Annotated in this window: 5 protein-coding genes; 3 read left to right on the top strand and 2 right to left on the bottom strand. The window is 63.5% G+C overall.

The features are described from left to right. Positions 1-57 precede the first annotated feature (57 nt). Positions 58-321, bottom strand: a complete 264-nt coding sequence (locus tag TK06_RS03265; protein ID WP_063320796.1) for a DUF2790 domain-containing protein — start codon at positions 319-321, stop codon at positions 58-60. Positions 322-544: 223 nt separating this feature from the next. Here TK06_RS03265 and TK06_RS03260 point away from each other — a divergent pair, with 223 nt between their 5' ends. The 3 genes from TK06_RS03260 (at position 545) to TK06_RS03250 (ending at position 5,595) form a co-directional block, all read left to right on the top strand. Then, a complete protein-coding gene (locus TK06_RS03260) occupies positions 545-1,285 on the top strand; it encodes a response regulator (RefSeq protein ID WP_003202589.1) in 741 nt (246 codons plus the stop codon). Further along, a complete protein-coding gene (locus TK06_RS03255) occupies positions 1,282-2,592 on the top strand; it encodes an ATP-binding protein (protein WP_063320795.1) in 1,311 nt (436 codons plus the stop codon). The genes TK06_RS03260 and TK06_RS03255 overlap by 4 nt, the downstream gene beginning before the upstream one ends. A gap of 429 nt (positions 2,593-3,021) precedes the next feature. Continuing rightward, on the top strand, positions 3,022-5,595 hold the full coding sequence (locus TK06_RS03250) for a bifunctional diguanylate cyclase/phosphodiesterase (protein ID WP_063320794.1): 2,574 nt from the start codon (positions 3,022-3,024) through the stop codon (positions 5,593-5,595). A 150-nt stretch (positions 5,596-5,745) separates the two neighbouring features. Here TK06_RS03250 and TK06_RS03245 read toward each other — a convergent pair whose 3' ends face one another. After that, the gene (locus TK06_RS03245; protein ID WP_063320793.1) at positions 5,746-18,363 is read right to left on the bottom strand and encodes a filamentous hemagglutinin family protein; all 12,618 of its coding nucleotides are present in this window, start codon (positions 18,361-18,363) and stop codon (positions 5,746-5,748) included. Positions 18,364-18,558 lie beyond the last annotated feature (195 nt).

The following is an 18,558-nucleotide window of genomic DNA, read 5'->3' as shown; positions in this document are numbered from 1 at the left end:
AATAAAGGGGCCGCTTCGCGCCCCAGCGGGAGCAAGCTCCCTCGCCACAAAAGCAGGTCAGTTCTGGTTGCTGCAGTTGTCGGAAAACTTGCGGTAGTCCAACACCTGCTTGTGGCCTGTCGAATCCAGGTAGGTCATGTGGGCGTTGACCACGCCGCAGGTCGGCTCGGTGTCTTCGCTGAGGGACAGCACTTTCTGGATGTCCAGGTGGGTGCCGTAGGCGTAGGTTTGCGCCTGCACGTTGCTTTCGGCCCGGGCCGACAGTGTGCAAATGTTCAGTGCAGCGAATAGGCAGGCGGCGTAGATGGCTTTGCTGTTCATGGCGATTCCTCGATTCAATGGGTTTACCTGCCGAGGCCTGTTGTGTTGCCTCGATAGACGCCATTGAATGCCGCGCAGGTATCGCGCCTGTATCGAGCCAGGTGGCTTTTTGCATCGCTGTGTATCCGTCGCGCGCCAGATACACTGCAATACAAACCGCCGCGAGCCAGGCCGGCCGGCGCCTGTAGACTGCTCACAACGAAACGCCGAGGAGCTGGACACCATGGATCATGTCGATCACGTGTTGATAGTGGATGACGATCGCGAGATCAGAGAGCTGGTTGGCAACTACCTGAAAAAGAACGGTCTGCGCACCACTGTCGTTGCCGATGGCCGGCAAATGCGCGCCTTCCTGGAAACGACCCCGGTGGACCTGATCGTGCTGGACATCATGATGCCCGGTGACGACGGCCTCGTGCTGTGCCGGGAGCTGCGTGCCGGCAAGCACAAGGCCACGCCGGTACTGATGCTCACCGCGCGCAACGACGAAACCGACCGCATCATCGGCCTGGAAATGGGCGCCGACGATTACCTGGTCAAGCCCTTCGCCGCCCGTGAGCTGCTGGCCCGCATCAATGCCGTGCTGCGCCGCACCCGCATGCTGCCGCCCAACCTGGTGGTCACCGAAAGCGGCCGCCTGCTGGCGTTCGGGCGCTGGCGCCTGGACACCACCGCCCGCCACCTGCTGGACACCGACGGCACCATGGTTGCCTTGAGCGGCGCCGAATATCGTTTGTTGCGAGTCTTCCTCGATCATCCGCAACGAGTGCTCAACCGCGACCAGTTGCTTAACCTGACCCAGGGCCGGGACGCCGACTTGTTCGATCGCTCCATCGATTTGCTCGTCAGCCGCCTGCGCCAGCGCCTGCTGGACGATGCCCGGGAGCCGGCCTACATCAAGACCGTGCGCAGCGAAGGCTACGTGTTCTCGCTGCCGGTGGAGATCCTCGAGGCCTCGGTATGAGCCTATCGTTGCGCTGGCCGCGTACGCTGGCCTCGAGGCTATCGCTGATCTTCCTGATCGGCCTGATCCTGGCCCAGGGGCTGTCCTTCGGCGTCCAGTACTACGAGCGCTACCAGAGCGCCAAGTCGACCATGCTCGGCAACCTGGAAACCGACGTCTCGACCTCCGTCGCCATTCTTGACCGTCTGCCTGCCGCCGAACGCCAGGCCTGGCTGCCGAAACTCGCCCGGCGCAACTATAGCTACCTGCTCGACGAAGGCCAGCCCGGGCAACCGATGGATCTTGCCGACGCGCCGATCTCGGTCAGTTCGATCCAGGAAGCCATCGGCCAGGCCTACGGCCTGACCTTCAAACAGATTCCCGGACCGAAAATGCACTATCAGGCGCACCTGCGCCTGGGGGACGGCAACCCGCTGACCATCGACGTACGCCCGGCAATGACGCCCCTCTCCCCCTGGCTGCCGATGGTGTTGCTCGGGCAGTTGGCGCTTTTGATCGGCTGCACCTGGCTGGCCGTGCGCCTCGCCGTCGGCCCATTGACCCGACTGGCCGAGGCGGTGGAAACCCTCGATCCTAACGCCCACGGCGTGCGCCTGGACGAGAAAGGCCCGACCGAAGTGGTGCATGCCGCCAAAGCGTTCAACGCCATGCAGGACCGCATCGCTGCCTACCTCAAGGAGCGCATGCAGTTGCTGGCGGCGATTTCCCATGACTTGCAGACCCCCATCACGCGCATGAAGCTGCGCGCCGAGTTCATGGACGAAGGGATCGAAAGGGACAAACTGTGGAGCGACTTGAGCGAAATGGAACATTTGGTGCGTGAAGGCGTGGCCTATGCCCGCAGCATCCATGGCGCCACCGAGGCCAGTTGCCGGATCAGCCTGGATGCATTCCTCGACAGCCTGGCGTTCGACTACCAGGACACGGGCAAGGACGTGCAATTGACCGGGAAAAACGCCGCCGTCATCGACACCCGCCCCCATGCCCTGCGGCGGGTGCTGGTCAATCTGGTGGACAACGCCTTGAAATTCGGCGGCGCGGCGCAGATCCAGGTGCAACCGGCCGACAACGGGCAACTGGCGATCCAGGTGCTGGACCGTGGCCCCGGGATCAGCGAGCAGGAACTGGCCGAGGTGCTCAAGCCGTTCTACCGGGTGGAAAGCTCGCGCAACCGGGAAACCGGCGGCACCGGCCTGGGCTTGGCCATCGCCCAGCAATTGGCGATCGCCATGGGCGGCTCACTGACCCTGAGCAACCGCGACGGCGGCGGCTTGTGCGCCGAGTTGCGCCTGGCATTCGCAAGCTGACACAGCCCCTGTGGGAGCAAAGCTTGCTCGCGATGGCGGCAGCCCCATCAATGGCGTTGTCGACTGGCTCACCCCAATCGCGAGCAAGCTTTGCTCCCACGGGTTTGAGGCTTAACTGACTGGCATTAGTCCCTGCTCCTGGCTTTCTGCGTGGTGTGGGGGCGGCGCCCAACAGGACCCATGGGACTCACAAAAAGACATGGCCCTGGCGGCGCTGGCCGCGTTCATGACCCTGCTGGCCGCCGCCGGGGTCAGTTACCTGCGCCAGCGGGACTTCGCCCTCGAATGGACGTTGCGCTTCAAGGCCCGCACCTGACGCAAGCCCCCATATCCGCCAGTTCCTGTGTGATCACGACTAAGTAAATCAGCTCACCAGCCGATATAAGACAGGTGCGGGTGAAATCGCTTTTTGGCTGATGACTTATTTTTATGATTGAAATTGCTGGCAATGACTCAACTGTCCTTTCCCCGGGTTCGCCAACCCGAAGTTTCACCCGTCGCACTTTTCCGGCCATCATGCTCCTGCTGTTTGTCATGTCCGCACTGGCGATCGCCGTGCTGCTCAACATCACCGGCGTCCAGGACCGCCGCGCCCGTGAACAGAGCCTGTTTTTCGCCCAGCGGGCCGTCGAGGGGATCCGCAAAGGTATCGGACGGGACCTGAGCGATTATTCCAAGTGGAGCGACGCCTACCGGCATCTGCATGTCCGCGTCGACAAGGAATGGGCCTATGACCAGGAAAACGTCGGTAGCAGCGTGTATTCGCTCTATGGCTACCAGGCCGTGTTTGTCATTTCGCCGACCGGCCAGACCGTCTATTCGGTGATCGACGGCCAGATGAGTGAGGTCAATGCCGACACCTGGCTGACCGGCGACTTGCGAGCGCTGTTGAAAAAAGCCGCCGCTGCGCAAAATCACGACGAAGTGGTCGTCGAGATGCTCCATCACGAGGACGCCCCTGCGTATGTCGCCGCGTCCGCCATCACCATCGGCACGGACAGCAGCGTGCCCGAAATCCCCGGCCCGCCCAGCCTGATGCTCTTCGTCAAGGTCCTTGATCCCGGCGCCCTGGAAAACCTGGCGCGGGACTTCGCCCTGCCCGATGCCCATATCGCCAGGACACCGGGCCCCGCCGATACCGCCCAGCTGCTGCTCGACAACCTGACCCTGGAAGCCTTGGCCTGGCGGCCGCAGACCCCGGGCCAGGATCTGCGCAAAATCCTCCTGCCGTTGCTGGCCGTGGCGTTATTCGTGCTGGGCATTCTGGCCCTGGCCGTTCTGCGCCATGCCTTGGCCATGCTCCGCGCCCAAGAACGCCAGTACGCCAGCCTGCTGGCCCATCGCAAGGCGCTGGAACGCAGTGAAGAACGTTTCCGCGACATTGCCGAAGTGTCATCCGACTGGTTGTGGGAGGTCGATTCGACCGGGACCCTGACCTATCTGTCGGAACGCTTCGAACAAGTGACCGGCTTCAGTCCCACGCAGTGGCTGGGCAAACCTCTGCACCGTCTGCTTCACCCCCATGGCGGCTCGATCTCGATTGCCCAATGGCTGCTCGGCGGTGCCAACAGCGACTCCTCGGCGCCGCTGCTGTGCGAGTACACCGCACGCAACCAGCGCATCCGTACCTGCAAACTCTCGGTGCGAGCCATCGAAGCGGGCACCCTGGGTTTTCGCGGCACCGCCACCGATATCACCGACGAATTGCGGGCACTGGCCCAGATCAAGCACCTGTCCCTGCATGATCCACTGACCGGGCTGGCCAACCGCAACCGCTTGTTCGATTGCCTGCGCGAACACCTGGACCGAGCCGATCGTCGGCCCTTGGCGCTGCTGAACCTGGACATGGACCGATTCAAGCCGGTCAACGACTCCCTGGGGCATGCCGTGGGCGATAAAGTGCTCAAGGAGGTGGCGCATATCCTCCAGCAAAACGTGCGCGGAACTGATCTGGTGGCACGTCTGGGCGGTGATGAGTTTGTCATTGTCATGCCCGACCCGGGCGATGCCGACGATCTCGATCAACTCTGTGAACGGCTGATCGATTGCATGCAACGGCCCATGCACCTGGACGGCAATACCCTGTACCTGGGGGTCAGCATCGGCGTTGCCTGGTCGCAACCCGGAGACGAACGTGCCGATGAACTGTTGCGCCACGCCGACATCGCCTTGTATGCGGCCAAGGCCGCCGGCCGCAACACCTGGCGCGTGTATGTGGAAGCCATGGGCAACCTGGCCCGCGACCGGCGGCAATACGAACAGCAACTGCGCGACGCCATGCAACGGGATCAACTGGAGCTGCGCTACTTGCCTCGCTTCGACGTGAGCGCCGAGCAATTGCACGGTTTCGAAGCCCAGACCTTCTGGCACCACCCCGAGAAAGGTGAACTGGGTGGGGCCGACTTCATACCGGTGGCCGAAACCTCGGGCCAACTGGAAGAGCTGGGTACCTGGATGCTGATCAACGTCTGTGAAGAGGCCGCCACCTGGCCGAGCGCCGTCAATGTCTCCATTGCGGTTTCACCCCGGTGGTTCAACAGCAGCTTCCTGCTCGACCAGGTACAAGAGGCCCTCCAAGCAAGCGGCCTGGCGCCTCACCGGTTGACCCTGGAAGTGGCCGAAGGGGTTCTGCTGGCCGACCACAAGACCGTCGCCAGCACCCTCCATGCGCTCAAGGACCTCGGCGTGCGGATCAACATCGACAAATTCGGCACCAGCATCGCCTCCCTGCGCGAGGTACTGGACCAGCCGTTCGATGGCATCCGCTTCGATCGCAACATCCTGACGCAGCTGGGCCTGGAGGATGACAAGGAGGGCGTCCTGGCGATGATCCGATTGAGCCGCAGCGTAGGGCTCATGGTCACCGCCGAAGGCATCGAAAACGCCCGGCAATTCAGCCAACTGCGCAACGTGGCCTGCGACCATGTCCAAGGCCCCTACTTCGGCGCCGCCCTGGCCCGCTCGGAAATGGCCTCGTTCTTCACCACCCCACGGTGGCTGTAACCCACTTCCCACCGCTATCGCGAGCAAGCCCACTCCCACAATAGTGGGCCCGTGGTGAACACAAGACTCATGAACACCCAAGATCACCTGTGTAAGCGGGCTTGCTCGCGATGACGCCGGCACAGCCAACCTCCCTGCACACTGACCTCCTTACAAACTCAACCGCCCCCGCTCTTCCTCAGTCAGCCGCTGGCGGTTCTGTTCGTCCAAAGGCCCCGCACCCAGGACCTGCACCGGGCTGGCCGGGTCGTAGGCCCGAGGCGCTTCGCGGCTGGCGCCGTCGCGGGACGGGGCCAGTTGCTCGGAGCCAAAACTCACCACTTGGACGGTAAACACCGACGCCTGGTTCTGCCGCGCCGCATTCTGTTGCTGACGGGCCACGTCTTCAGCCGCCTGCGTCGCCGAAGACGCCGCCGAACTGGCCGAGGTGATGGCCCCGGTGTTCACCGAGGCCGCCAGCGGCACGCCGGTGGATTTGCCCTGGGTCTGGATGTTGGCCGCGTTCACCACGGTCAACGCCGCGATGTTGACGTTGCCCGACACCCGGATCCCCGCCTCGCCCGCATCAATGGTGCCCAACGGCGCGATCAGGTCGATATCCCCCGGCGCCACTTCGGCAATCGGGTTGAGGGTAGCGATACCCGCGCCAGTGCTCGGCACCGACGGCGACAGGGTCACGTTGCCCCAGGTGTCGTACAAGCGCTTGGGCGGCGTGTACACCACGGTGGTCTTCGAACCGCGACCCGCGTTGATGTCGCCCTGGGCCGACCAGCCTAGGATCGAGCCGCCGAAGGTGGTCATGATCCGGCTCTGCCCCAGCAGGATGCTGTTATGCGCATACAACTGGATATCGCCCTCACCCTGGGTGATGACACCTGCGGTGGACGGCGGCGCGTTGCCCTCGATACCGAAAGTCTGGCCGCCGCCCGGGGTCAGCATCTGGATACTGCCGCCGAAATCGGTGTGCACCCCCGCCCCGCCGAACATCGTGATGTCGCCCTTGTAGGTGATCGGATTGCCCGCCACGTCCTTGGTCGGGAACAACAAGTCGATAGCCTCGCGCCCGCGCAGGTAACTGCCCTGGCGCACGCCGCCCACTTCGTTGTATTCACGCCCACCGGCCTTGAGCTCGGCGAAGTACACGTCGCGGGCAAACACCCGCTGCTGCTCGGCCGGCAGTGCCGCGAAGTAGCTGCGGGCCTGCTCGGTGTCGCCGCTGAAACCGAAGCGCTTCTCCAGCCAATCCACCAATTCGGTTTCATAGGTCTTGGCGACCTTGCCGTCCTGGTTCGCCAGCGGTACACCGGCCAGGGCCTGGTTGGCCGGGTCCAGGTAGGCCTTGACGAAGCGCTCGTAATCCGCGCCGTTGAGGCCCGCGCCAGCTTGCAGCACCAAGCTCGCGCCAGGGCGCGAGTCTCCCGGCACCACGGCGCCGAGGCTGGTGATGCTGACCTTGTCGTCCATCAGGATATTGCGCCCGGCGGTGATTTCCAGCAGGCCGGGACCGGCGACGTTGAAGTTGCTGTAGAGGATGTCGCGCCCGGCCGAGACAATGGAGATGTCGGTGGGGTTGTTGTGGATGAAGAGGTTGCCGGCGCTGGTGTACTGCCCCGTGACAGACTCGCCACCCTGGCCGCCACTCAGCGGTGTTCCGCTGCTGACAATGTCCCGCCCGGCCATCATCCACACCGACCCGGTTCCTTCGTAATAAGTCTGGCCGAATCGGCTGTCATTCGGGGTGGTGAACGTCATCGTCCGCCCGCTATTGACGGCCAGCAAGTCGCCCTTGAGCGCATAGAAACGGGCAGGATCGGTGTTGCTCGCCCATTCATCGGACGCGCTGCTGCTGTCAAAAGCAAACAACGGCAATGTATTTGCGCCTATAGAGACACGATTGGCATCGGCGGAGAGATTACTGACCACCACAGTGTTACCGACAAGCCCCATGAAGGCCGGCCGAAATGGTGTGGCCATGGCCGTGGACGAGGCACCAGAGCGACTGACCGTCAGGTCACCGCCATAGATGGAGTCACCAGCGAGGAACTGCAACTCGCTGTTGATGCCGGGGGCAAGCAGCAAGGCTGAGCGATAGCCGTTACTGGAGTTACCGGAGCCTGCGACCTTGGCCTGGCCGTAGTAAAGACTGCCACTGGCCGCAACGGCCCGCAGAATCGATGGGTAGACTACCGCCAAGTCCGTCTCGCTCCCAGAAATCAGCGGCGTCAGATTGCCCCCCGATGACCAGAGATCAATCGCAGTATTAGCCGTCCACAACGAAAACCAGCTCACGCCCGAGCCGTTAGTCGCACCATTTTTGAAGGGCGACACGCTCATCATCGGCGCCCGGCCCGGGTCGGCAACGTCCATCACGACCAAGTCGCCCAACGTACGCAGATCGAAGGTAGCATCACCAGGCATGAGGGTCAGTCCACCGGTTGCAGAGCCTCGTGTGGACTTGAAGGAGTCGTAGGCCCGTGTTTCTCCAGGGGATTGCACTGGGGCACTGTTGCCGTAGAGCAGGTCGATACGACCAATGGCACCACCATCGATTTGGGCGTGTCCTCGCAAATTGATGACCGCGCCGTTGAGATGCCCCATGGTGAACGAGCTCTCGGGATTCAAAACACCACCCACACGCAGGTTGAGATCGCCACCGCCGGTCAATTGCAGGCTGCCATCAGAGCCCACACGTCCGGTGCTGCCCACCGCCAACAGCAGCCCCTGGCTACGAGGGTTGATGTTTGAGTTGAAGTCGTTACCGGCGAGCCGGTTCAACACCCCCGCATCACCCTTCACCTGTACATCCAGATCACCGCCACCCAAAGTCCCGAACCCGGTGAAAGCGGCCATTTGATCAGCGCCACCCGACACCGTCGACGCGGTATGACTACCAAAGTTGATCCACCAGGCGGTCGGCTGGCTGCTCGCTGAATCACCATTGCCCTGGCGCCAGAGCCAATTGCCTACATTGGCCGAATCCTGGCCCATGTCGGTAGGGTTCGGTCGCCCGTTAGAGTTGACAGGCGCGGTCAGGTTGCCACTGATGTCACCGCCGACCTTAAGCAACAGGTTACCGCCCGCGTCCGGATACCAGGCGCGATAGAGACTTTCAGCGCCGCCATCGACCAGCTTTTCGTTACTGCCATCCTCGTCGGTGAGCACCTTGCCGTTGGCGCCCAGGGCCTTGGGCTGGTTGTAGGGATCGCCTGGGAACGTCGGTGCCGACGAGGTGCCGGCGGTGTAGATGCCGAACAACGAATCCATGCGCAGGCTGCCACCGCTGAGCAGTTCCAGGTCGCCGGTGCCGGTGCGGATGACGCTCGGACGGACACTGCCGGCAACCACTTCATACTCCACGTCTGCGGGGGCACAGACACTCGGCGCCGCGTCGCAGAGTGACTGGACCGAATCAAACTGGAAAAACTGCGCAGCGGCCTGGCTGATCAGCTCGCCGGCCTTGACCTCAAAGCCGGAACCTGCCAATTCCTCCTCCGCTGCCTTGGTCCATCTGTAAGAAGCTTGAAGCGCGCAAATACCAGCGAAATCCGCACAGAACGCGTCAACCGAGTCGTAGCCAAAATTGCTCACGATTGTCAGGTCGACGGTTTGTCCGAGCGCTACCGTGAACCCCGCGCCCGCCAGCTCATCGACCCCTAGTTGAGTCCACTGATAGGTGCCCTTGGCCGGCACGGATTTGCCAAACATGCCGTAGTGGCTATCGGCAAGACGCAAGTCGCCTTGTACCGGATCGGGCTGGACGATCCGGCTGTCCGCCGCCGTCGTATCGGCCCCGGCCACCAGCCGCAGCGACCAGGATTGCGAACCCTCGGCGAGCATCGGGGCGATAGCCCACATGCGGCCATCGCTGCCGGCGATTTCCGGACGTAGCTGGATCGACTCGACGCCATCCGGCAACTTCACATCGGTGCCCGAGGGGATCAGCGAACCACGGTTCAGCGCCAGGCTGCCGTCCAGCTTGAGAATATTGCTCTGGACATTGCCCGCGTCGGCCACGTTGGGCAGCGCCACGCCCTTGGGCCAGGTGAAACCGAGCAAAGCGGTGGCGCCGCTCAACACGCTGCCAGCGCCCAACTGCGAGCCGGCTTCGAGGGTCTGGGCCCGGCTCAGCAAAGTGCCGGCGGCAAACAGCAGGTTGCCGGAGGCGTCGTGCACCGCAGCCGCCAATACCGTGCCGGCCGGCAGTTCCAAGGGTTGTTCCAGGATCGCCGCCACTGGCAACCGGGTGCCGGCCGCCAGGGTCACGTTTTTGATGGGTAAGTCGTAGTTGAGCGTGGTTCCCGCAGGGAACGCCGTACCGTCGGCCAGGGTCACGCCGGCACCGGGGACGACGATGTCGCCACCGGTGAAATCGATGCCGGGCAGCAACACCCAGCCTTTGTCATCCTGAGTGGCGGGCGGCGGAGCGAATCCGTCGTTGATGCTGCCGTAGATGCTCAGGTCGCCCCCGGCGCGCAGGGTCAGCGCGCCGGCCTCACCGGAGCCGTACACGGCGGTTTGCCGAGTGTGCGGGTTGACACTGGCGTAGCGATAACCGGACAGGTCCAGGTCGCCCTGCACCACCAGGTCACCGTCGGCCGTCGCACTGACGATCTCGACGCCGGGCCGCAGGTGGAACGTATCGGCGTAACGGGCGTTGTTCAGGCCGGCGAGTCTACGTTGCATCAAATCGCTGTTGGCCAGCGCCGCGTTGATGAAGGCGAGGCTATCCTGATGCTTGCCATCCAGGTAGGCCTGGTCGATGACCTGATAAGGACGGCCACTGGCCGCCGGATCGCTGCCAAAAGCTGCATCGTTGTACTGCCACATACCATTGACGGCGATGGACCGCGCGCCCTGGATATCCAGGTTGCCGCTGGCGTCGATGGCGATGTCACCTTGGGTGGCATCCGGGCCGGCGCGCCGGGCATTGAGCTCCAGGGTGCCGCGAGCGCGACCATCATGCTGCCCCGCAGGCGCCGCGGTGCCATGGCGCAGATCGATGCGCGCGCCGTCGGCCAATGTCAGCACGCCGCCCCGGGAGGTCAGGTCGACCATGGCGCGGTTCGGTGAGTCGATGATCTTGCCGTAGCTGTCCACCCGCAGGCGATTGCCGTGGGCGTCGAGCACCGCGTTGCTGCCCAGGGTCAGAGAGCGCCCGGCGGCGAGCCGGATGCTGCCGACCCGTTCGCCGCTGGCGTCTACCTTGCCGTTGACCAACAGGTTTCCGTTGTCGACCGACACACTGATGGTCGAGGCCTTGAGTTCGTTGCCGATCACCAGGTCGCCCTGTTTGAGCTGGAAGCCACGGGAACCGAACACCTGTCCGTCATCCAATCGTTGGTTCAAGGCCGCGAACTGCTCGCTGAGGCTGCCGTTGCCGCCCAGGCGCTGGGCCTGGACTTCCACACCGCCGGCCAGGTACGGCATGGCGGTGCCGCCGGCGTCATATTCGCCCGTGCTGCTGCCGAGAATCCGACCCTGCAAATCAACGATCCCGGCGGCCTCGTCCAGGGCCACGGCACTGAGCCGGCCAGCCTGGTTGTTACGGGCCGAGAGGTCGATGCTTGAACCATCCGCCTGGCGGATGTTGCCGTTGCGGCTTTGCAGGATCACCTCACCACCGGCGCTGTAACGCGTCACATCGTTGAAGGTGACTGCGCGCCCAGCCAGGTCGATCTGCGCCGCATCCGTCAGGGTCAGGTCATCCGTCGCGCTGAGGGTGAGCTTGCCGCTGGGCAGCACCACTGCGCTGGCGAGGTTGAGGCTCGCGCCCTTGAGGGACAGCTCGCCCCCTAGCCCGGAGACAGCGCCAGGCTTAGCGGTTGTGCCCGTTACATTGACCACGCCGCCTGCAGTAATGCGGTTGACCGATCCGGCTTCACCAGTGAGCAACGGCGTGAGGATATTCAGGTTGCCGCCGCTGTAGACGTAGCCTGTTTTTGCGTCATAGGCGCCCTGGCTTTGATACACCGCCAGGCTGCCCTTGTGATTGGCGGTCAGGCGTTCGCTGGCGCTGAGGTTGACGTTGGCGAATCCCAGGGCCAGGCGGTCCAGGGTGGTGACCGAGCTGGGCTGGGCGAAGTCACCGTAGCCGAATTCGATGCGCTGGGCCTGGATGTCCAGGCGACCGGCACCGGTACCGGCCCCACCGGCAATCACCGGACCCGGCGCGCCGACAGCGCCGTTCCAGATCAGGTTGGTGGTGCGAATGGTCGCCACATCGTTGGCGCTACCGGCACCATAGATGGCAGGGGTGCTGAGCATCAGATTATTCAGGCGCGACTTGCCTGTTGTCGGGTCATAGGTGTCGAGACTGACGGTACCGTAAAAATTCAGCGCCTGACTGGCCGACAGTTCGAGGGTTTCCAGGGCCGGAGCACCGTACTCGGTGTCCCCGCGCAACAGGCGATCGAGCACGGTCTGGCTCAGGGTCAGCCCCGCCGGCAAGACCTGGTGCGTTGCCGCAGCGCTCAGGGCCTGGGCGGTGCCAACGTTGATGTTGCTCAGGGCCAGCGTCAGGTGACGGGTGCCATAGCGCACTTGGTCGTCCAGTTCCAGGCTGCTGCCCGAGGCGGCGACGATACTGCCTTCAGAGTGAATCTTCGTCACGCCTGTGCACGGTGTCAGGCTGCAACCGCCGATACTGACCGAACCCGTGGCGCCCGATTGCGGAGCCAGCACGTTGAGCAAGCCGTTGGAAGCCGCCAGCAAATTGTAATTCTGGTTCCTCACATTGAGGTTATAGATAAAGCCATCACGGGCATCGTACGCTGCCTTGCCTTGCCCGAGGGTGTTGATGGCGGCGCCTTGTTCCACCAACAGCTCGCCCCCGTCGGTCAGCAGGAAAACCTCCGGTGCCGCCAGAGTCGCGCCTTCACGCAAAGTCACACTGCGGGAGACCCTTTGTGGCGTGACGTAGTTACCCCCTTGGCCATAAAGAATTGAAAACTGGCCGCCGATCACTTGGCGCGAGGCGTTCAATGCATTGAGGCTTGCGGCATTGAGGGTCACACCTTCGAAACCGGCCGTGGCCCCGCGCCCGTCGGCAACTATCTCCAGTGCGCTACCGGTGCCCCCCACCACTGCAACGGTACCGCCGTATCCACCCGTCTGAGGCGCGAACTTGCCAATACCCTTGAAGGAGAACGCCTGATCCCCAGCGCCCCTGGCCAGGTTCAGCTTCAAAGTCTTGGCATCCACTGGCAATAAAGCCCTGGGGACACCCAGGCGTCCGGCGTCGGCCACGGCAAACTGGGCGTAGCTGGTTTCGTTGTATTGCGAGTAGCGGCGAAGCACATCTCCCGACGTCAGAATGACCTGACTGGACAAACTGTTGCGCTGCCCGGTATTAGCCACAGACAGTACCCCAGCGGTGGTCCAGGAGCCGTTGCGCATCTGTTGCGCAGCCGTTGTCACCCCCTGCCCCGCCAGGCCATTGACTTCGACCCGGAACGCTCCCGGCAACAAGGCGTAGGTGGAGGGCATCAAGGTATAGGTACCCGCGGCCAATCCCGGAACGCCAGCACCAATGGTAATTTGCTGGCCTACCCTGGGGTCCACTGCGCCGCCTTCGGGGGCGACTGGTGCATATTGGCTCTGGTTGCCCGGCACGATGGCATAGACCGGGTTGCTGGATAGGCCCGGCAAGGTAAAACCGCCGTTCGCGCCGATTTGTACCAGCGGGTTGAAGCGAGCATCGGTGGAACCGCCACGGCCAGAGATAAAACCGGCGCCAAGCAGTTCACCGCCACCAGAGAGATCGAGCACCGAGCCTTCCTGGGCCGCCACCGACTTACCGCCGAGAATCACGCCGATATTCAGGTCACCATTTCCGGAAGCCGCTCCTTGCCCTAGCAACACAACCTTCTTTCCAGCGTACTGATAACTCTGGCCATCGACAGTGCCACCATAAGGCAGCACCAACCCCAGGCCGCTGACCGAGGTCAGGCTGCCCGGCAACAAATCTACTCGAGCCGAGACGCCCGCCAAGCTGTCGTTTGTACCGATTTCAAGCAACCCCAAAGGTGCACGGACAACACCACCTTGTTCGATCTTCGCGCTACCGAGCTGCAAGCGACCGAATACCGAATAAGGCACTTGAGGTACTACCTGGGTGGTGCGTCCGATAACCAGGCTACGCGCCGGGTCATAGAGAATCATGCCGTTACCGGGTTCATTGCCCCGGCCATATCCTGCCAACACCCGAGCCCCAACCCCCGTCGCGGGATACAGCTGCGCCGCTTGCAAGATCATGTCCGAAGGGGTCAGCAATTGGGTAGTGATGCCAGCAGGCAAATATTCGCCAGAAAACCCGGCAAGGAATCGTAAATCACTCCGACTGCGTAGCTGGACCCGGTCGAAACCGGCGTGTTCCAGTTCTACGGTACTGCCGTCGGCCTGCCTCAGCGTGCCTTTGCCGCTAAATATCACACTGCCCTGTACATCCAGCAGATCTGCGTTAACGGAAAACATTGCCTTGTTTGCCAACAGCGACACACCGCCGCCCTCGACTACTGGCCGGGTATACCCGTCCATATTCGGTCGACCGGCCGCCGGCCCGGACAGCAGCACATGGGAGGCATTGAGTTGAACCCGGGTATTGGCCGGCGCGTTTGCGCTCGGCCCAAAGCTGCGGGCATACAGACTCAGGCTTTGGCCGAGAGACAGTGACACGTCGCCATCGACGCTCAACAGGCCGTTGCTCAACAAGGCAAGGCTGTCGAAGCCGCCCGACTGGACCTGGTCCACGCCCAACCGACCGTGACCGTAGACAAGTGAATCCGCCGAAGTCTCGGCCGTGTCGCCCAGCAGGGTCGCCTGGGCGTTTTGCCCCAGCACCAGCTCACGCACCTGCAAGACCCGGTCACTGACTGCATCGTTGCGGTAATACGGCGTTTCCAAGGCTACTGACAAACTGCCGCCTGCCGCCCCTGTGCCACCCGAACGAGCGCTGAATTCGCCATCCAGGTACAAACCATTGGCCGACGCCAGGGAAATACTGCCGCCATTGCTCGCCACCGACGTACGTCCCTGGCCGGGAATATCCAGCACGGCCTGGCTGCCATCCGCTTGCAGACGCGCACCGTCGCGCACCACCACGAACAATTCGGACGCTGAAGCCGATCCTTTCGCGGCATCGATCTGGCCGCCGATGACAATCTGGCCGCCATCGCGCACCAGGCCGTAGGTCTGGCCGCGCATGTCCCGGGCGGTCACGGCACGACTGGAGACGTCGATCAGCGCCTGTTCACCGAGCCAAATGGAACGACCGTGGCCCTGGGCATTGACCCCTTCGCCCGCATCAGTGACGCTCAACCCGGTGAGGCTGACCCGCCCACCCCAAGCATTGAGGGTGCCGTTGGCGGTCAGTTGGCCGATGCTGCGCACATCGATGCCCTGCCCCGGATCGACGCTGATGACACTGCCCTTGCCCAGGTTCAATACCGTGCTGGCCATGTCGGCGGCGCTGGAGTTCGCGGTACCGGCGGTGAGGCTCAAACTCGCGCCGCGACGCTGGGTGAGAACGCCTTTGATCGCATCTTCCTGATACAGCTCCGGTGTCCAGCGCTGCAACGCATCCACCGGTTCTGCGCCGCTGCCGGTGCTCAACGCCTGCTCGCCAAAACGGTACACCGGCATCGTCACATCGACCTTAGTACCTTCGGCCACCGTCAGGCCTTCGTTGCCGGTGATGTCATAGGCCGAGAAGCCTTTGTCAAAGAAGTCGCCGCCCAGTTGCAAGGTACCCGGTTCAAGCAGCGAGCCGCTGTTGCCGATCAGCACTTTATTGGCCGCCAGCTTCAAGGTCCCGCCAGCGCTCACTCCGGTGCCGCGCAATTCACCACCGAGGCTCAAGTCGCCGCTGTCTGACGACGTACTGGTAACCGCCGTCAGCGTCAGGTCCCCGCCCTTACCGCCGCGGGTCTTGCCATCGGCCATGACCGCGGCACCGGAGTTGACGTTGATCAGGCTGCCCTGGCGCACATCGATATTGTCGCTGCGCACGGACACGGTGCCGCCGTTGATGAACGGCAGGCCTTGGCGGTCGTTGCCGTCGAGCAGCAGATTGCTCCACCGTCCGGCGGCGTTCAGCTTGGCGCCTTCTCCCAATGTGACCACTGCCCGCTGTCCCGTGGCGGGTGAAAGCGTGACGTCTCCAATCTGGAAGTTATCGGTCCTGACCTGTTTGAGCACGTTGCCCAAGGCAATACGACCGCTGCGGGCAGTCAGGTCGGCGTTCACCTCGACCTGCGGGGCATAAAGCGTGATGTCGCCGCCGTCGGCGACCTTGAGTGCACCGTCGACCTGGATGCCTTCAGCCGCCGCCACCTTGACCGCGCCGAGCTGGAAGCCATTGAGCAGTTCGTTATCCAGCACCAGCTTGCCTTGCCGATCGGTGTCGACCACCGAGGTCAGGTCCAGGCCCGCGGCAATCTTGTCGGCCACCTTGCCGACGGTGACCTGATCGAAGGTGGGGTTCAGGCCACTGTTGATCATGCCGCTGGTCTTGTCGTAGATCGGCGTGTAGCTGCCCACCCACAACTGCGCCCGTCGGGCCACGGCGTTTTGCGATTGCTGGTAGCCGTCGAGGTTGAGATTGGGTGCCTGGGTCTGGCGTTCGCCCTGGTAGACCTCACCGACAATCTGGCCTTCCAGCACCGCGTTGCGGGTCGACACCACCAGCTTGCCGGCGTCACGGCCGACGGTGTAGCCCGCCTCAAAATGCTCGCGAGGGGCGATCAACGGGTTGTAGTAGTAATCGGTCTGGCCCCAGCGTTGGCTGTGATCTTCGTAGCCTTTGTAGATGCCGGTATAGAGAATGTCCCCCGGCGCCTTGGACAATTCATACAAACGCCCATTGGGGCCTTTGAGCCAGGTCTGACGCAGGTAGCCGCTCTGCACATCCAGGGTGCCACCGGACAGGTTCAACTGCGCCGCCTGCTGAGTCACGACGTCGCTGCCGGTGAACGTCAGCGTGCCACCCTGGGCGGCCCATTCACCCATGCTGTGGCTCCGCGTGCCCATGTAGCCGCCGACTTCCAGCAGCCCACCCGCCGTGTACCAACGGTCGGTGGCGTAGCCATTGGTGCCTGCCGGCACGTAGATCAAGTCACGCACATCCACCCAAACATCGTTGTTGGTCAGCTTGCCGTCCTCGCGGTTGACCGGTGCGTCGCGCTGTTCATTGCCCTGCACGTTGACCTTGATGGAGTTGGACTCCATCGCCACCTTGACGCCAATGGCGCCGGATACGTCGATCACCGCGCCATCGCGCACCAGGCTGCGCCCGGCGGCGCTGACCGCGACCTGGCCGCCGGTGGCCAGGGTGATGGAGCCGTTCTGGAAGTCAACGCTACCGCCACTGACGATCTCGACCCGCGACTGATCGGTGCGGTCGACCACGCTGCTGAGGTTGTTGAACTGGCCGGTGATCAGGTTGTTCGGCGTGCCATCCAGGCCGGCCGGTCCGGCATTGCGCTGACTGTCCAGGGCACTGCCGCCGGCGGCGTCGAGCAACACCGCCGTGGCGCTGCCCAGCCCCAGGGTCACGCTGCCAGTGCTGTCGCTGAAGGCGTTGAGCAGGTGCACGGTGCCGCGGGTGTCCACTGAACTGGTGGCGACGGCCACGCCGTTCTGCTCGACCCGGTGTCCGGTGAAGGTGATGTCGCCGGTGCTGGCCTGGATCAGGCCGCTGTTGATCACCGTGCCGGCGCTGCTGCCCGGTTTGAGGGATGTCGCGACCTCGTTGCCACGGGTGGTGGAACGCAGGTTGCCGCTGGTGCCCTGGCCGCGCCGGATGTAGAAGCTGTCGCCTGCCGCCAGGGTGGTCTGGCCCTTGGCGGTGATGATGGAGCCGGCGTTCTCCACTTCGCTACCCAGCAGCAAGGCATAGCCGCCCCCCGCCGTGGAGGTGGCGGCACGATGGGTTTCGATCAGTGCGCCCTGCTGCACTTCGACCTTGCCCGCCGCGTCGGTGAAGGTCGGCTGGGTGCCAGTGGCATCGACGTACAAGCCGCGCTTGCTGAATTGCTCATCGCTGATGTTGGCCGCCACCGCCGCCAGGTTGCGCACGTTGACCTGGCTGCTGCCGCTGAAAATGATGCCATTGCGGTTCACCAGCATCACCGTGCCGTTGCCCTTGATCTGGCCCTGGATCTGGCTCGGTCGCGCCTGCGGATCGTTGACCCGGTTGAGCACGGCCCAGTCCGACTGCTGCTGGAAATCCACGGTGGTGTTGCGCCCGACGTTGAAGGTTTCCCAGTTGAGAATCGCCTTGTCGGCGGTCTGCTCGATCTTCACCGTGGTCTTGCCGCCGGCCTGGGTCTGCTGCGGTCCCTTGGCGTTGAGCCAGCCCTGGGTCAGGCTGTTATCGACCTTGAGCCCGCCCTCGCCCAAGCCGTCGGGCACGGTCTGGATTTGCCCGAACGCGGCCTGCCTTCCTGCCGCTTGCGCCGCCTGCTGGGCTGCGATGGCGGCCACGGTGTTGTTGAGGTTGGTCAGCGACCGCTGCAACTGCGCATTGGCCCGTTGCTGCTGCGCCAGGGGTGGTGGCATGCCCGGCTGCGCCGTCGTGGGCCGCCCCGTACCACCAGCCTGGGACGCACCCTTGGCGGCAAACCAGGCCGAACTGAACGCGGTCGCCGCCTGGGCATTGCCAGCCACCATCAGCAGGGCAATGGCCTGGGCCAGCGGCTTGAGCCGCAACATCGACAACTCGCCATCGCGACGTGGAGCATTCAGGTTCGTCTGGGGTTTGCAGCGCAGCATCCTACTCATCCTTTCGGGTTCGCTCTAAGGGGGCGCAACGCAGTGCTATCAAGCTGCCAGCGTTGGTTATAGGGGATAGGCGGTTACAGCCGCTCGGGACCGAACGGATGTCATGAAAATTTCATGTGGCTGTGTTGGCGCGGGCATGACGCAAAAAGTCAGCAACGGCTTTCACCGTTGCTGACCGGGTGTTGC

This window comes from Pseudomonas fluorescens (genome assembly GCF_001623525.1).
Lineage (GTDB): Bacteria > Pseudomonadota > Gammaproteobacteria > Pseudomonadales > Pseudomonadaceae > Aquipseudomonas > Aquipseudomonas fluorescens_Q.
This window is presented reverse-complemented; position numbering and strand designations above follow the sequence as displayed.

Bases quoted from the DNA above. Each gene is read 5' to 3' on its own strand.
- TK06_RS03265 (WP_063320796.1), bottom strand. From the start codon at position 321: ATGAACAGCAAAGCCATCTACGCCGCCTGCCTATTCGCTGCACTGAAC.
- TK06_RS03245 (WP_063320793.1), bottom strand. From the start codon at position 18,363: ATGCTGCGCTGCAAACCCCAGACGAACCTGAATGCTCCACGTCGCGAT.
- TK06_RS03260 (WP_003202589.1), top strand. From the start codon at position 545: ATGGATCATGTCGATCACGTGTTGATAGTGGATGACGATCGCGAGATC.
- TK06_RS03255 (WP_063320795.1), top strand. From the start codon at position 1,282: ATGAGCCTATCGTTGCGCTGGCCGCGTACGCTGGCCTCGAGGCTATCG.
- TK06_RS03250 (WP_063320794.1), top strand. From the start codon at position 3,022: ATGATTGAAATTGCTGGCAATGACTCAACTGTCCTTTCCCCGGGTTCG.